The sequence below is a fragment of the Geminicoccaceae bacterium genome (assembly GCA_020638465.1).
GTDB lineage: Bacteria > Pseudomonadota > Alphaproteobacteria > Geminicoccales > Geminicoccaceae > JAGREO01.
The window spans coordinates 1,996,082-2,010,454 of record JACKIM010000001.1 but is presented as its reverse complement, the minus strand read 5'-3'; the positions used below and the strand labels follow the sequence as shown (position 1 = coordinate 2,010,454).

The following is a 14,373-nucleotide window of genomic DNA, read 5'->3' as shown; positions in this document are numbered from 1 at the left end:
GGCAAGGAATTAAATCAATTGTCGTCTGGAAAACCAAAGACCTTGGGATCCCTCCAACGAAATAATTCCGGATCGAGCTTGATCCCTGTTTGGACATTCTTCAAAATAAGATAGGTTGCCTGACCTTGCGCGTCGACGACCACCCAACGCCGCAGTTCGATTGGCGAGGCATTGAAAATCAATGTCACATTTCCCTGGTTGGGTTCGTCTGTCCGCACGAGCGTGACGCCGACCTCCCCCCCCTTGCCCCGATGATCGATAACCTTGACATCTCCTGACAGCCGCACCTGATCGTCGAGCAGGAATCCCAGAGGAGTCTGACTGATGGGAATGATATTCACCTGCTTGATCGAGGAATCGTAGAAGACCAGACGCCAGTCCCCGGTAGCGATCAAAAGGATGCCCGAGGGTGGATCATAGTCGAGTCGCATGCGTCCCGGGCGCTCGATCGCAAGCATACCCGAGGATGACGAGCCGTCAGGAGCAATCTGGTCGAAATTCGCGCGCAGGGTATGGATACCGTTCAGATAGTTCTCGATCTCGGAAATCGAAGGCGAAACCGGCGGCTGCGACTGAACGGACGAAGTCTCGGCGGATACCGGGACAGCCAACCCCGTCGAGACAAGCATTCCGGAAAAAAGCCTGCGTGAAATCAATACATTCCTCATAGGTCGTCCGTCGCCTGATCGCCGTCGATACCCCCCCTGCCCATCAATACCTGTCGGCGCCCGACATGGTCCGCAGAGCTGATCAACCCTTCGGCTTCCATCCGCTCGATCAACTTGGCGGCACTGTTGTAGCCGATGGAGAGCTTGCGTTGCAGGTAACTGGTCGATGCCTTGCCGTCGCGGGCAACAATCTGCACGGCCTGATTGTACACGCCGTCATTGCCCATCTCCGAGGAGACCTCCAGACCTCCACCGCCATCCGCTCCGGGCTCGCCACCGTTTTCACTGGTAACGGCATCGTCATATTCGGGTTCGCCCTGTGCTCGCAGCCAGGTAACGACTTTCTCCACGTCGGTATCCGATACCAGGGCACCGTGGACACGCATGATCCGGTCGCCGGGCATGAGATAGAGCATGTCGCCCTGTCCCAGGAGCTGTTCGGCACCCGGCTCACCGAGAATCGTGCGGCTGTCGATCTTCGAGCTGACGCGGAAGCTGATTCGCGAAGGCAGATTCGCCTTGATGACGCCAGTGAGTACGTCGACCGATGGCCGCTGGGTCGCCACGATCAGATGGATGCCGGCAGCGCGGGCCTTCTGCGACAGACGCTGGATCGCGCTTTCAATCTCCTTGCCCGCCGTCAGCATGAGATCGGCGACCTCGTCGACAATGACGACGATCAGCGGCAGGGGCGTCATATCGATGGGCTGATCTTCCATGATCGGCTGACCGGTACCCGGCTCGAAGCCGACCCTGACACGCCGGGTCAGCGACTGTCCCTTGGCCCGCGCCTGCTCGATCCGGCGATTGTACGCGAAGATGTCACGCACACCCAGATGCGACATCAGCCGGTAGCGCTCGTCCATCTGCCGCACAACCCATTTGAGCGCCACCACCGCCTTGTGCGGCTCGGTAACGACGGGCGCAAGCAGATGCGGAATGTTCTCGTACACCGAGAGCTCGATCACCTTCGGGTCGATCATGATGATGCGGCACTGCTTCGGATCGAGGCGGAACAGCAGCGACAGGATCATCGCGTTGATGGCCACGGACTTGCCCGAGCCGGTGGTGCCGGCGATGAGCAGATGGGGCATCCGGGCAAGATCGACGATCACCGTCTCGCCGCTGATGTCCTTGCCGAGCGCCAGCGGCAGACGCGCCTCACTGCTGTTGTAGGGAGCGGACTGAAGCAGATCGCGCAGGAACACGATTTCACGCTCGGGATTGGGCAGTTCGATGCCGATGACGTTGCGCCCCGGCACGGTGGCCACACGCACCGACATGGCGCACAGGGAGCGGGCAATGTCATCGGCCAGGCTGATCACCCGTTGCGAACGCGTTCCCGGTGCCGGTTCGAGTTCCAGCATCGTGACAACCGGACCCGGCTTGGCATCGATGATTTCACCACGAACACCAAAATCATCCAGAACCTTTTCCAGCTGACGCGAGGTTTCGTTCAGCGAGGTCTTGGTGATCGTGGACCGGAAGTTCTGGCGGGCCATGGTGAGGAAATCGAGCGTGGGAAGCTGGAACGGCCCGTCGGGATCAGGGTGGTGGGCCGGTTCGGGAGCGGTCCTGCGCGCGGCGATGCGAACTTCAGGTGCTCGCGGGGCCGGCGGCGCATCGCGTCGGGGTTCCCGCTCGGCCTCGAATGCCACCTCCGGCAATCCGCTATGCGACGACGCCTCGTCATCAGTCACATCAAGCCGGTCGTCATATCCTGCGGCGTGTTCCGGTGGATATACCAGTGTATTTTCCTGCGCATCCACATCGCGCGGAGAGGCTGGCCGGCGGCCACGCACCGGCGAGCGACGCTGGGTCCGGAACCCGTCGCCGAACGAGTCGTCATCGGGATGAACCTCGATGAAATGGTCCTGGTCCTGACGGTCGAACCATCGGATCGCCCGCTTGAGATGCTGAATGATGACCGAGGCCCGCTGCGGTCGCGGCTCATCGGAAAGATCGATAGGCTCGGAGAGAACCGCTGCCCTCAGCGGCCGACGCCTGTCGAAGCGACGCATGCCATCCTCGATGATGTCGCGGGAAGCATGTGAAGCGGCAACCGCCACATCGCCCACCTGACGCCCGAAGCGAGCAGAATGCTGACCGAATCGCCGGGCTGCGGCCATGCTCTCCTGCCATCCCAGCCCCAGCGACAGGATCGCGAAGGCCAGGCCTGCCAGCACGGTCACCCAGTTGAACAACGTGGGACTGAGATGCTGCTGCAGGGTCAGGAACTCCAGATCGCCGACAAAACCGCCATATCCAGCGCGAAACGGCCAGCTGTTTTGCGGACCCAGCGGCCAGGATGCGAGCCACGCCGAAACCAGCAGCAGCGACAGCGGCAGGGCCATGGCGGGCAGCCAGGGACGGACAAGCCCCTCGCTCATCGTCAGGCGCATGCCCAGTGCGCCGAAGGCCACGGGCAGGATCCAGACGGCAAGCCCGAAGGACTGATAGAGCAGATCAGCCGTGAACGAACCGGCCAGGCCCATGAAATTCACGGTTTCGCCCGCCGTGGCATTGTTGAATGACGGGTCGTCGGGCTCGAAGCCGAAAAAGGACGCCGCGAAGAACAATGCCAATGCGAGCAGTACCACGCCGCAGGAACGTCGCAACAATGCCCGCATCCACAGGCCCAGCGGCGAAGGGTCAAAGAGACCGGTCAGCGATGAAGCCATGACAACACTTCCTTCAGTCCGTCAATCCGCAACAATCCATCAACCAAGAACATCGACAAGGCGGTCAAGGGCCGTCCCGATGATGGCTTCGTCGTGGACCAGAGCCATTCTGATATAGGCCTTCCCCATATCGCCGTCACCCGGATCGCCAAAGGTCAGGTAACTGCCGGGCAGGACCTTCAGCGCGGCTTCCCGCCAAAGGCGGCGGGTGGCAGCTTCGCCATCTCCCACATCGAGCCAGAGGAAGAAACCGCCCGCCGGGCGATAGAAGGCGAAACGATTGCCCAGCTTGCGTTCGGCAATATCGATCTTGCGACGATAGCGCTCGCGATTGGCACGGACATGTTCCTCGTCATCCCAAAGGCGCGTGGCCGCCTCCATCACCGGAAGCGGCTGCACGGCACCGCCATAAGCGCGCAAACGGGCAAAGCGGCGCAAGATGGCGGCATCACCAACGACAAAACCGCTGCGCAGCCCCGCAGCATTCGAACGCTTCGACAGCGAGTGCATGGCAACGACATGATGCATGCCCTCCCCCATTTCGACCAGCACTTCGAGCACGCCGACGGGCGGTGCATCGTCGTAGATCTCGCTGTAGCATTCATCGCTGACAAACAGGAAATCGTGGCGTCGGGCGAGTTCCACCACTCTCGCCAGATAGTCCCTGCTGGCAATAGCCCCCTGAGGATTGGCGGGCGAGCAAAGGAAAAAGACCACGGTACGGTCAAGCAGTTGCGGATCCAGGGCATCGAGGTCCGGCAGGAAACCGTGTTCGGCGATGGCCGGCAGGCCCACAGGCTCCGCATCGGCGAGTGCCGCAGCGCCGGCATAGACCGCATAGAGGGGGCTCGGCATCAGGGCCACCGCCCGTTCCTTGCCGTTCACCACGGACGGAAGCAGGAACAACCCCTCCTTGGTCCCGGCCAGTGGCACGATATGGGTGACCGGATCGATGAAAGCGGGCGGCAGGCCGTATCGACGGGTGAGCCATCGTGCAACTGCATTTCGGAACGCGTCGGTGCCGGATGGCGGTGGATAACGGTTCCAACTGTCGGCATTCGCCAAAACGGTTTCACTCAGCATCGCTGGAGGCGCATGTTTGGGCTCGCCCACGGTCAGGTCGAGAACCTCGCGGCCGGCAGCGGGTTCCACGCCTTCGAGCAAGGCGGCCAGACGCCGGAATGGAAATTCGGGCAGATCCGAAAAACGGTCGAAGGGGCTGGACAAGCCAATGGCTCCACGGGGTTGTGGCAGTCGCCAAGGATGATCACGCACCGGTATAGTTCCCGATCGGGCACCGGCGGCAGTTCAAGCACTCTTCAATAAGGTTTAACAGAGCGGTGCAACCTATCTCAACACAATAGAAAAACATCCCGGATTTGTGCAACTGATGTGACGCCGGCAGCACGATGGAGTACCCGGGCGCATCATGCCGGCACGTTACGTGCGGTGTGGATGACGGCGAGGTCAACAAGCGCTATAGTTTTCTTTCTGGTTGACAAGGGTCTACGGATGCCACGTTTCTCCTTCGGGTTGCTGTTCCTCCTCCTGCTCTGGCACCCTGTCCTCGCCACGCCGCCGGACGACTATTTCGGCCAGTGGAAAGGCAAGACGGAGGATGGCAAACCGATTGTCATCATGATCGATCGAGCCGGTACCGGCTTCAGCCTCGAATACCATGCCGACGACATGAACCTGGCCAAAACCCCTTTCATCCCTTCAGGCAAGCCGGGCGTATTCGAACAGCAGAAGTCGACAGGCTTGTTCGGGCTGTTCGCAAGCAAGGGAATCGAAAGCCTCAACGACGCGCCGATCCTCTGGGCACGCCTTGATGGCGCCACCCTGATCTTCTACCGACTGGAAGTCACAGGTAACGGACACATGACACTCGACCGCATGCAGATCGGGAACAACGGCGGCCAGGCGGAGATGAAGCTGACCAGAATCGTCAACGGCACCACGGAACTGACATGGCAGGCCAGCCTGGAGCACCGGCCATGATGCGCGATATCGCCCTCGCCATGCTGCTGGCGGCAGCGCCGGCTCTCTTCCGTCCGGTCCACGCTCAGACACTCGACGACTATGTTGGCGCGTTCGTCGGTGAGGCAGTGGTCAGCGATCCGTTGACCGGCCAGACTTCGCTTCGCGACATGGACATCGTTTTCAGCCGACCCGCCAGGACCGACCTGCATATCGAATGGGTCAATGTCGACCTGGTCGACGGACGAAGGAACCTGCCCGGCGTCAAGCGGCGCACGGGCGCTCTCGATCTCGAGAAGTCCGGCAACGGTGGCTATCTGCGCGAACGGCGCGCCTACAATCCCTTCAAGGAGCGCGACGAAATTGCCCCGATCGCCGGCGATCCGGTGCGTTGGGGCTATCTCGACGCCGAAGGTCTGCGGGTCTTTTCCTTCGTCATCCTCGACGATGGCCGTTATGAATTGCAAACCCATGTGAGATCACTCGAAGGTGACCGCCTCAACCTCGAATTCGAGCGTATTGTCGATGGAGTGGTGGAGCGGACAATCGAAGGGCGGGCCCAACGCGCTGACTAGGATACATCCCGATTTGATGGCATCGGAGCACCGGCACCACCTCGTTGTCTCGTCCCGTTCAGTGATCGTTCGGGTCGTTCAGCCCGAACGGGGAGGGTTCGGGAACGGCTGGCCGGTCGGCCCTGTCGAGACCGGAACGAAGGTCCAGGACATTCCCCGATGGATGGCCGTCGGGGCGTTCCAGCGGAGGAGGCTGAAGCATGCGGTCGAGAGCAGGAGGGCTTCGGGCAATCCTTGGCCTCTTGATGTTGATGATGACGGTCGCGACCGGTTCAGCTGAAGATTTCCGGATCTTCAGGATCGGCACGGGCGGCGTCGCCGGAACCTATTTCCCGATTGGCGGCCTGCTCGCCGATGCCATCAGCAATCCGCCCGGCGCACGCCCATGCGACGATGGCGGCAGCTGCGGCGTTGATGGGATGATCGCCATTGCGCAGTCATCCAACGGCTCGATCGACAATATCGAAGGCATCATGTCCGGAGGTCTCGACAGCGGGCTTGCCCAAAGCGACATCGCCTATGCCGCCTATCGCGGGCTGCTCGACGGCATTCCACCGGCCACGGACCTGCGCCTGGTCGCCAGCCTCTATGTCGAGAGCATGCACCTCGTGGTGACGGCTGACAGCGGCATCGAGACCATCGAAGATATCCGCGGCAAGAGAATTTCGCTCGACAACCAGGGCTCCGGCACACAGGTCAATGCCCGAATCGTCCTGAACAGCTTCGGTATCGGCGAGGACGATATCACAGCGGTCCATGTCAAGCCGGCGGAAGCCTCGCGAATGATCCTCGCAAACGAACTGGACGGCTTTTTCGCGGTGGCGGGCTATCCGACCCCATCGGTCGCCAGCCTCGCCGAGGAACGCGACATCCGCCTCGTCCCCCTGACCGGTCCCGTCATCGAGAAGATGCTGGAGGAATACCCCTTCTTGAGCGTGGATCGGATACCCGCCGATACCTATCGCGGAGTTCCGGAGATCCGCACATTCGGCGTGGTCGCCCAGTGGGTCATTTCCGCCAAGGCCGATGACCAGCTGGTCTATGACATCACCAAGGCGTTGTGGAATGACAGCTCGCGCAAGCTTCTCGACAACGGCCACGGCAAGGGCAGGGCAATAACCATGGATACCGCCCTCGACGGTGCGGGTATTCCGTTGCATCCCGGAGCCGAGCGCTATTACCGCGAGCATGGCCTTGTTGATTGAGCGATAAATATGCCGCTCGACAGCCTTGCCGCACGGGCGGTCATCGTCAGGTCGAGAGTGCTATGGCCGACACCTGGAGGCCGAAGGGGCCGCCACCCTCGTGGGTGGTGCGTCGAAAGCTGAAGAACATGTCCCTTTCGGCATAGGTGTCGCGCGCCACATGACCGATATGCGCGACATGCTCACGCTTGAGTCTGGCGGCCAGATACCCCCGCAGGTCGAAATGCCGACGCCCGGCCACGTCGCGAAAGTGCCGTGAATGGACCGGACCCGCATCGATGAAGGCCCGTTCCATTTCCGGTCCCACCTCGTAGGACTCGACCGCAATGCACGGGCCGATGACGGCGACAATGCGCCGGCGATCCGCTCCGAGCCGTTCCATCGCATCCAGTGTCGACGCGGTGATGCCCGCGAGCGCCCCACGCCAGCCGGCATGCGCGGCACCAATGACATGATGGTCGAGATCTGCGAACAGTATGGGACCGCAATCGGCGGTCGTGACGCCCAGGGCAATCCCGGGCCGGTCGGTAACCAGCGCATCCGCCTCGACCGTGCCGTCGAGCCCCAATGGCTCCTCCAGAGCGACGCAGCCGGTTCCATGAACCTGCCGGGCAATGCTGAGCGCCTGTACCCGTTCGCCCAGAGCCGCAGCCACGCGGGTCCTGTTCTCGACTGCAGCCTCACGCCGGTCGGCATTGCGCAGGCTGACATTGAGCGTGCCGAACGGCCCTTCGCCGACACCGCCACGACGCCCGAAAAACCCGTGACGCACATGTCCGACGGCTTTCAACGGCGCGGCCTCGTCAAAGATCATGACATGCATTCCGATGATGTGAATCCCGCAGGCGGCTCGGACAGGCTGGTCGCGGCCATAACCTTGAACAGGATGCCCATCTGATCGCCATCGACGAGACGACGCAGCTGCGATTGCAGCGCCCCCCGTACCTCACATGAGGTATCACGCGCCAGCCGCTCGAACCGCATCGCGATGCCCAACCGCTCCAGCCAGACGCCCTGCGGCAACGGGCCGTAGGCGGAAAGCCCTGCACTACGGACAACCTCCATCAACGGACGAAAGGCGACATGGCTGGACAGATCCGCCTCGCCAGGATCCTCGAGCGGCTCCGCCCTCGCATGATCGCGCACGGCCTGCAACGTGTCGGCGCCATCCAGGTCGAGATCGCCGTAGTCGATGACGATGCAGCAGCCTCCCTGCGCCGCGATCCTGCTGGCGACCATCGCCATCTGCGCATCGCGGGCCGGGGCGATCTCGACAATCCCCGAGTCGGGAAAGGTTCCACCTGCGGGCAATGTCACGGTGCGCGGGTCCAGCACGAACCCCAGCCGTCCATCGTCGTCGGCAGCGATTCGCCGTTCCTGCACGCCCTGCTGCGTGCGGACGAGCTGGCGGATGGGCAGGACATCGAAGAACTCGTTGGCACAGAGCAGGATGGGCGCATCCGACGGCAGTGTCGAAAGATCCTCGTGCCAGACGGGCCGCGAGGCCGCGAGCGCACGTCCTTGCGCAGCGCGCAGGACCGGGCTGCTTTCCACCAGATGCAGGCGAAGCGCGTCATGGAAACCCGGCAGATGGCGTGTGGCGCGCAGGGCATCACACATCAGCGTTCCCCGCCCCGGGCCGAGTTCCACCAGCAACGCTCGCGGCGGCGCTCCCATATCGATCCAGGCCTGCGCCAGTGCCGCCCCCACCAACTCACCGAACATCTGTGAAATCTCGGGAGCCGTAATGAAGTCTCCGCGGGACCCGAGAGGATCCCGGGTTGCGTAGTAACCGGCCGTGCGATGGGCCATGGCCAGCGTCATGTAGGTTGCGACATCCATCGGACCGCCGGCGCGAATCTCGTCGATCAGTCGCCGTTGCAACGGGTTCAACGCAGTGCCCGGCGTACCAGGAACAATCCGAGGAGCAACATCGGTATCGACAGCAATTGCCCCATGGTGATGAAACCGAAAAGGAAGCCGAGATGGGCGTCGGGCTGACGGAACAGTTCGCCGATCGTCCGTGCGACCGCATAACCGATGAGGAAGGCGCCACTCAACAGGCCCCGTTCCTTCTCGATGCGGGGACGTCTCGACAGGGCGAACATCACCGCGAACAGAACAACGCCTTCGAGCATGGCCTGGTAGAGCTGGCTCGGATGGCGCGGTTCGGGACCGCCGGTCGGGAAGACCATTGCCCAGGGAACATCGCTCACCCGCCCCCAGAGCTCGCCATTGATGAAATTGGCGATGCGCCCGAAGAACAGCCCGATGGGCGTGACGACGGCCGCCACATCGAGCAGTTCGAGCACCGGCAGCCTGCTCTGGCGGGCGAAGATGAACACCGCGGTAATGACACCGATCAGGCCGCCATGAAACGACATGCCTCCCTGCCACACAGCAAGGATCTGTAGCGGATTCTGGAGAAAATAGACCGGATGGTAGAAAATGACGAAGCCCATCCGCCCGCCGATAATCACGCCCAGGGTGGCGTAGAACAACAGGTCATCGACCTGTTCCTCCGTCGGCAGCCATCCCTCGCGCCGGACCAGCCGGCGGGCCAGACGCCAGCCCAGCAGCAGACCGGCAATGTAGGCCAGCGCATACCAGCGAATGGCCAGCGGACCGAGATGGATGATGACGGGGTCGATGTTCGGGAAGGCAATGGCAAACAGGGGCACGAAGCAGGAACCTTGTCGGAGGGCATTCGGACCCGATATAGAGGTCATTGACCGACTGGTCGAGCCTCGCCAAGGAGACAATTGATGCAGACCCAGAACCGCCTGTTCGACGATCTGGCCCGAGTGGCGAGTGGAGCCGTTCATACCCTTGGCGGCCTGCGCGAGGAAATCGAACTTCGGGTCAAGGAGCGCATCGAGCGCCTGGCCAACGACATGGACCTCGTCACCCGCGAGGAATTCGATGCCGTAGGCGCCATGGCAGCCAAGGCACGGGCGGAACAGGATCTTCTTTGGGCGCGCATAGCCGAACTCGAGGAAAAACTTGCAGTGCTCGACAGCAAACCGTCCGGGAAAAAGCGCGGCACGTCGGGGAAGCCCGATGACAATTCCTCTGACGAGCGATAGACCGGCAAGCTCATTCCTTGTCATTCCGGGGTGGTTTTGGCAGGGTCGTCTCCTGACGGAACGATACCTTCCTCGGATCGCCGCCATGAGTACTACCGTTCCGACTGGAGATAATGGCGTGTCGTCGCTACTCTCGGAGTCCATAGAGAATATCGCCAATCCGCTGGATCTGGTCGAACAGATCGCCAGCCATCAGGACTGGCCCTACCATCGCCACAACGAAGAAGAGCTTGCGGCCGAGATCAATGGCCAGTGGTGCAATTATCGACTTTGGTTTGCATGGCATCCCGAGATCGGTGTCATGCATCTGTCCTGCGCGCTCGACATGAAGGTGCCGGCCAAGAAACGCAACAGCTTCTTCCAGCTCCTGTCGATCGCTAACGAAAAGCTCTGGCTGGGTCACTTCGAGCTCTGGCCCGAGGAACAGCTGCCGATCTTCCGCTATTCGTGCCTGTTCCGGGAAGGGAACCTCGCGAACAATGCCCTGTTGTCGGATCTCGTCGAGATTGCCGTCAACGAGTGTGACCGCTTCTACCCCGCCTTCCAGTTCCTGATCTGGGGTGGCCGTGAGCCACAGGAAGCCATCATGGCTGCACTGCTCGAGACCGAAGGAGAAGCATGATGCAGCGCATTGCCGGACCGCTTCTGCTCGCTGGTGGCGGCAAGATGGGTTCGGCGCTGATGACCGGCTGGCTGCGCGGTGGCCTCGCGGGAGGCGATGCGTTCGTCATCGAACCGAACGATGCTGCCCGTGATGCCATTGCCGCGCTCGGTGTCGAAACCGTTGCCGCAAGCGCCGATACCCTTCCAGCCATGACCGCGCGGACGATCGTTGTCGCCGTCAAGCCGCAAGTGATGGGTGATGTGCTGCCAGCGCTTACCGCCTTCACGGGACCCGGGACGCAGGTCGTTTCGATCGCCGCCGGCAAGCCGATCAGCTCGTTCGAGGCGATTTTCGGCAGCGATACCGCCATTGTCAGGGTCATGCCGAACACACCGGCAGCCATCGGCAGGGGCATGAGCGTACTTTGCGCCAACCGCATGGCCAGCGATCGCCAACGCCGCGAGGCCGAGGCGCTGATGCGGGCCGTGGGTGAGACGGCATGGGTCGAGGATGAAGAGCAGATGCACGCTGTGACAGCGCTCTCGGGAAGCGGGCCGGCTTACGTGTTCCATCTCGTCGAGGCCATGGCCCAGGCCGGCGAGAAGGCCGGTCTGCCGGTCGAGCTTGCCCGCCTTCTCGCCCTGCGCACGGTCGAAGGTGCGGGAGCCCTGGCAGGATCGAGCAGCGATTCCCCTTCGGCCCTGCGGGTCAACGTGACCAGCCCGGGCGGCACCACCCAGGCCGCTCTTGAGGTCCTTATGGCCGAAGACGGTCTGGCGCCGCTCATGGAGCGCACTGTCGCTGCCGCCGCGACGCGGTCGCGCGAACTCGCCTGAAGCTTCCGACAGGGGCTATTGCCCTCTTCGGCTTCGCTTCTCGCTGCTTTTCGGTTACGCTGCTCCGCTACGGGTCATGTTTCGGAGTATTTTTTGAAGCGCGGAGGGGCGACGATCCCTCTGATCGCATGAGGAGGGAACCGGATGGCGAAGTCCAGGAAAGCGATTGACGACCTCGTTGCGGCAGGCATGGACCTGATAGCCGAGAACGGGTGGCGGAATTTCTCACTTGTCGACCTTGCCCGCAAGACGGACACCGACCTTGCCGAAGTCCACCGCCAGCTGCCGCGCCGCCGCGCCGTGCTGTCCGGTGTGGGCCGGCATCTCGACAAGGCCATGCTTGAAAAGGCCCTGCCGGGCCTCGACGATCTCGACATTCGCGAGCGCCTGTTCGACCTGATGATGCGGCGGTTCGAGGCGATGCAGACCTTCCGCCCCGGACTTGTCCGCCTCGCCCGCGATGCCCGCAAGTCGCCCGACCTTGTCCTGCTGACCTTCTGCAACCTGGACCGCATGGCATCGGCACTGGCCGACGCTGCCGGAATACGGTTGCGGGGAATGGCCGGCCGTGCCGCCCGACGGATGCTCATGCTCGCCTACGCGCAAGCCTTCAGGGTATGGCTGCACGACGATAGCGAGGACATGGCCGCCACGATGGCCGAAGTGGACAAGCGCCTCGGGCATCTCGACCGAATGGCCGGTCTGGCCTGCCGGCTGCGTCGACGTCGAAATCCGACGCCCGAGGCGGCGGAAACTGCATGACGGAAGCAGCGGAAGCTGCATGACGAATGCGTGATCCGAACCGCGTGACTTGACAGCGGGCACGACAGCCCTATTTTCTCGGCGTTCGATCATCCAGTTATTGAGAATCAAGGAGCAGGCCCGATGGCGAAGCCCTCGACGGTGCTGATCAAGCTCGTGAGTTCCGCGGGAACGGGCTTTTTCTACACCACCAGGAAGAACACCCGGAACACGACCGAAAAGATGTCTGTGCGCAAATACGATCCCAAGGTGCGCAAGCATGTCGAGTTCAAGGAATCGAAAATCAAGTAGCGGCTGTCAGCGTGATGAACGTTCCGGTGAACCGGATTTCGCCCTTGGCGTTGGTTCCCGACAGGGAATCTGCCTGCGAAGTGGTGATGTTGTGACAATGCGTCACAGGACAGGTAAAACCCGCCTCAATGGCGGGTTTTTCATTTTTCCGCCATTGGTCAACAGGCCACTATTGTATCTATGCGCGAATTTGCGATATAGTTTATCACTCACAAGTAGGAATTGCATATCCTCGACGAGGAGGTGCAGATACCGGCCCGCTACGGGCCGCAGATGACAGAGCCGGAGGTCTTCGACACGTGCTTCCATCCTCCCTGCCCAAGGGCCGTTGGCAGAAATTCGCGACAGCGCTGCTCACCTTGCCGTTTCTCGCAGCGTTGACACCGGCTGGGGCTGCACCGCTCGAAAGCCTCATGACAGGCCCTACTCCTCTCATCCTGAAGGACGGACGCATCGCCCATGTGTCGGTCCATGCCATTCCCTTCGACTTGAAGAAGTCCGAGCTCGATGACACGACCCGCATGGCCGTTGAGCGGTTGCTGGTGCCGATGGCGACCGACTGCTTCCTGACCGCCCAGGCGATCGGCCACGTCCAGCCGGGCGATCAGGCCGACGGCGATACGCTTTCCGCCCATCGCCTCGCCCGTGCGCGCGCCGATCGCATCCAGCAGACCCTGATCAATCTGGGCTTGCCGGCAAAATCGGTGGCCAGCGTCTGGGACTGGCAGTTCATGGTCAAGGAGCCCCGGGTGACCTTGTGGGTGTTCCAGTTGCACAAGGGGGAAGACTGTGAAGGCAAACCTGTCAACGATGCGATTGTCGCCAGCCTCGACAATTCGGTAGGTGCGAAAGCTCCCCAGCCCAAGGAGAAAGTCGAGGCTGTAGCACCGAAGGCCGAGACTACCCCTTCGAAGGTCGAGCGGACCGAGCCCCGGCCACTGACCTCGCGTGACGAAATCAATGCCAAGGAAACGTCGGCCAAACCTGCCGTGAAGGTATCGGAAATTCGCGAAAGCGATGTCGCCGGGCCGTCCACCCCGCAACAACCCGTGGCCGTCACGCCGACGGTACCGGTCACCGCGTCCCGAGTACCCGTCCAGGACCTGACCAAGCCGCCGAAGGTCGCCTCGATCGAGAGCGAGACCAGGCCGATCGTTCCGCCAGCGCAGATCGAGGTTCCCGCAAGTTTGACGAGCATGGATGCCACGCCGGCGAAGGCCGGGCAGGAAGTGTCGGAAGACAATGCCGACAACACCGTCGAAGCCGTGCGTCCGGTCGAGCAGGTCGAACAGAAAGTCGTGGCCGCCAGCCCTGCCCCGGCCCCCGCAACGGCTCCGTCGCAGGCCATGGCCAGCAATAACAGGACATCGATCACCTTTGCGATGAACAGCAGCTTCTTCGGCGGCAGTGGCGCAAGGACGCTCAAGACATTCGTCGACAGTCTCGACAAGGGGAAGACCTACAGGATCCACCTTTCGGGAGCCGTCGGGACGGATCCCGTCAGCGGCGGCGGCGCTGCCGAAGCGGAAAAGTACAACCGCTGGATGGCCGAAAGGCGGGTCGAGCGTATCGCCGAATGGCTCAATGCCAATTCGAACGGGCGGCAGATCGAGATCGTTCGGGACTATATCGAGAACGATCCGTCACGGACGGTCAATATCGCGGCCGGCCCTGCCTCGTGACAC

15 protein-coding genes are annotated in these 14,373 nt (G+C 62.1%); 9 read left to right on the top strand and 6 right to left on the bottom strand.

The features are described from left to right. Positions 1-14 precede the first annotated feature (14 nt). From H6851_09560 to H6851_09550, 3 genes are read right to left on the bottom strand one after another with little or no spacing between them, the layout of a single operon-like run. Positions 15-656, bottom strand: a complete 642-nt coding sequence (locus H6851_09560) for an outer membrane lipoprotein carrier protein LolA (GenBank protein MCB9943851.1) — start codon at positions 654-656, stop codon at positions 15-17. A gap of 8 nt (positions 657-664) precedes the next feature. Beyond that, entirely contained in the window at positions 665-3,349 is a 2,685-nt protein-coding gene (locus H6851_09555; protein MCB9943850.1) for a DNA translocase FtsK, read from the bottom strand. Between the two features lie 39 nt (positions 3,350-3,388). Then, positions 3,389-4,576: an aminotransferase class I/II-fold pyridoxal phosphate-dependent enzyme gene (locus H6851_09550; GenBank protein MCB9943849.1), complete on the bottom strand. Its 1,188-nt coding sequence runs from the start codon at positions 4,574-4,576 to the stop codon at positions 3,389-3,391. 285 nt (positions 4,577-4,861) lie between these two features. Here H6851_09550 and H6851_09545 point away from each other — a divergent pair, with 285 nt between their 5' ends. From H6851_09545 to H6851_09535, 3 genes are all read left to right on the top strand, one after another. Next, a complete protein-coding gene (locus H6851_09545) occupies positions 4,862-5,350 on the top strand; it encodes a hypothetical protein (protein MCB9943848.1) in 489 nt (162 codons plus the stop codon). Next, a complete protein-coding gene (locus H6851_09540) occupies positions 5,347-5,904 on the top strand; it encodes a hypothetical protein (protein MCB9943847.1) in 558 nt (185 codons plus the stop codon). The genes H6851_09545 and H6851_09540 overlap by 4 nt, the downstream gene beginning before the upstream one ends. Before the next feature lie 200 nt (positions 5,905-6,104). Next, the gene (locus tag H6851_09535) at positions 6,105-7,109 is read left to right on the top strand and encodes a TAXI family TRAP transporter solute-binding subunit (GenBank protein ID MCB9943846.1); all 1,005 of its coding nucleotides are present in this window, start codon (positions 6,105-6,107) and stop codon (positions 7,107-7,109) included. A gap of 46 nt (positions 7,110-7,155) precedes the next feature. Here the strand turns inward: H6851_09535 and pgeF are convergent, their stop codons facing one another. Genes pgeF through H6851_09520 form a run of 3 tightly spaced genes read right to left on the bottom strand, consistent with a single transcriptional unit; the run spans position 7,156 to position 9,838 of the window. Further along, a complete protein-coding gene (gene pgeF, locus H6851_09530; GenBank protein ID MCB9943845.1) occupies positions 7,156-7,923 on the bottom strand; it encodes a peptidoglycan editing factor PgeF in 768 nt (255 codons plus the stop codon). Continuing rightward, positions 7,920-8,951 carry an SAM-dependent methyltransferase gene (locus H6851_09525; GenBank protein MCB9943844.1) on the bottom strand — a complete coding sequence of 344 codons (1,032 nt, stop codon included), beginning with the start codon at positions 8,949-8,951 and terminating at the stop codon, positions 7,920-7,922. Before H6851_09525 ends, pgeF begins: the two co-directional genes overlap by 4 nt. A gap of 47 nt (positions 8,952-8,998) precedes the next feature. Continuing rightward, positions 8,999-9,838, bottom strand: coding sequence for a prolipoprotein diacylglyceryl transferase (locus H6851_09520; protein MCB9943843.1), 840 nt, complete (start codon positions 9,836-9,838; stop codon positions 8,999-9,001). 36 nt (positions 9,839-9,874) lie between these two features. Here H6851_09520 and H6851_09515 point away from each other — a divergent pair, with 36 nt between their 5' ends. From H6851_09515 to H6851_09490, 6 genes are all read left to right on the top strand, one after another. Next, entirely contained in the window at positions 9,875-10,195 is a 321-nt protein-coding gene (locus H6851_09515; GenBank protein ID MCB9943842.1) for an accessory factor UbiK family protein, read from the top strand. Positions 10,196-10,280: 85 nt separating this feature from the next. Then, positions 10,281-10,817: a YbjN domain-containing protein gene (locus tag H6851_09510; GenBank protein MCB9943841.1), complete on the top strand. Its 537-nt coding sequence runs from the start codon at positions 10,281-10,283 to the stop codon at positions 10,815-10,817. Beyond that, positions 10,817-11,635, top strand: coding sequence for a pyrroline-5-carboxylate reductase (locus H6851_09505; protein ID MCB9943840.1), 819 nt, complete (start codon positions 10,817-10,819; stop codon positions 11,633-11,635). The genes H6851_09510 and H6851_09505 overlap by 1 nt, the downstream gene beginning before the upstream one ends. A gap of 144 nt (positions 11,636-11,779) precedes the next feature. Next, complete coding sequence (locus H6851_09500; protein ID MCB9943839.1) at positions 11,780-12,397, top strand: hypothetical protein; 618 nt, start codon at positions 11,780-11,782, stop codon at positions 12,395-12,397. Between the two features lie 123 nt (positions 12,398-12,520). Next, positions 12,521-12,688, top strand: coding sequence for a 50S ribosomal protein L33 (rpmG, locus tag H6851_09495; protein MCB9943838.1), 168 nt, complete (start codon positions 12,521-12,523; stop codon positions 12,686-12,688). A gap of 299 nt (positions 12,689-12,987) precedes the next feature. Next, a complete protein-coding gene (locus H6851_09490; GenBank protein ID MCB9943837.1) occupies positions 12,988-14,370 on the top strand; it encodes a hypothetical protein in 1,383 nt (460 codons plus the stop codon). Positions 14,371-14,373: the final 3 nt, after the last annotated feature.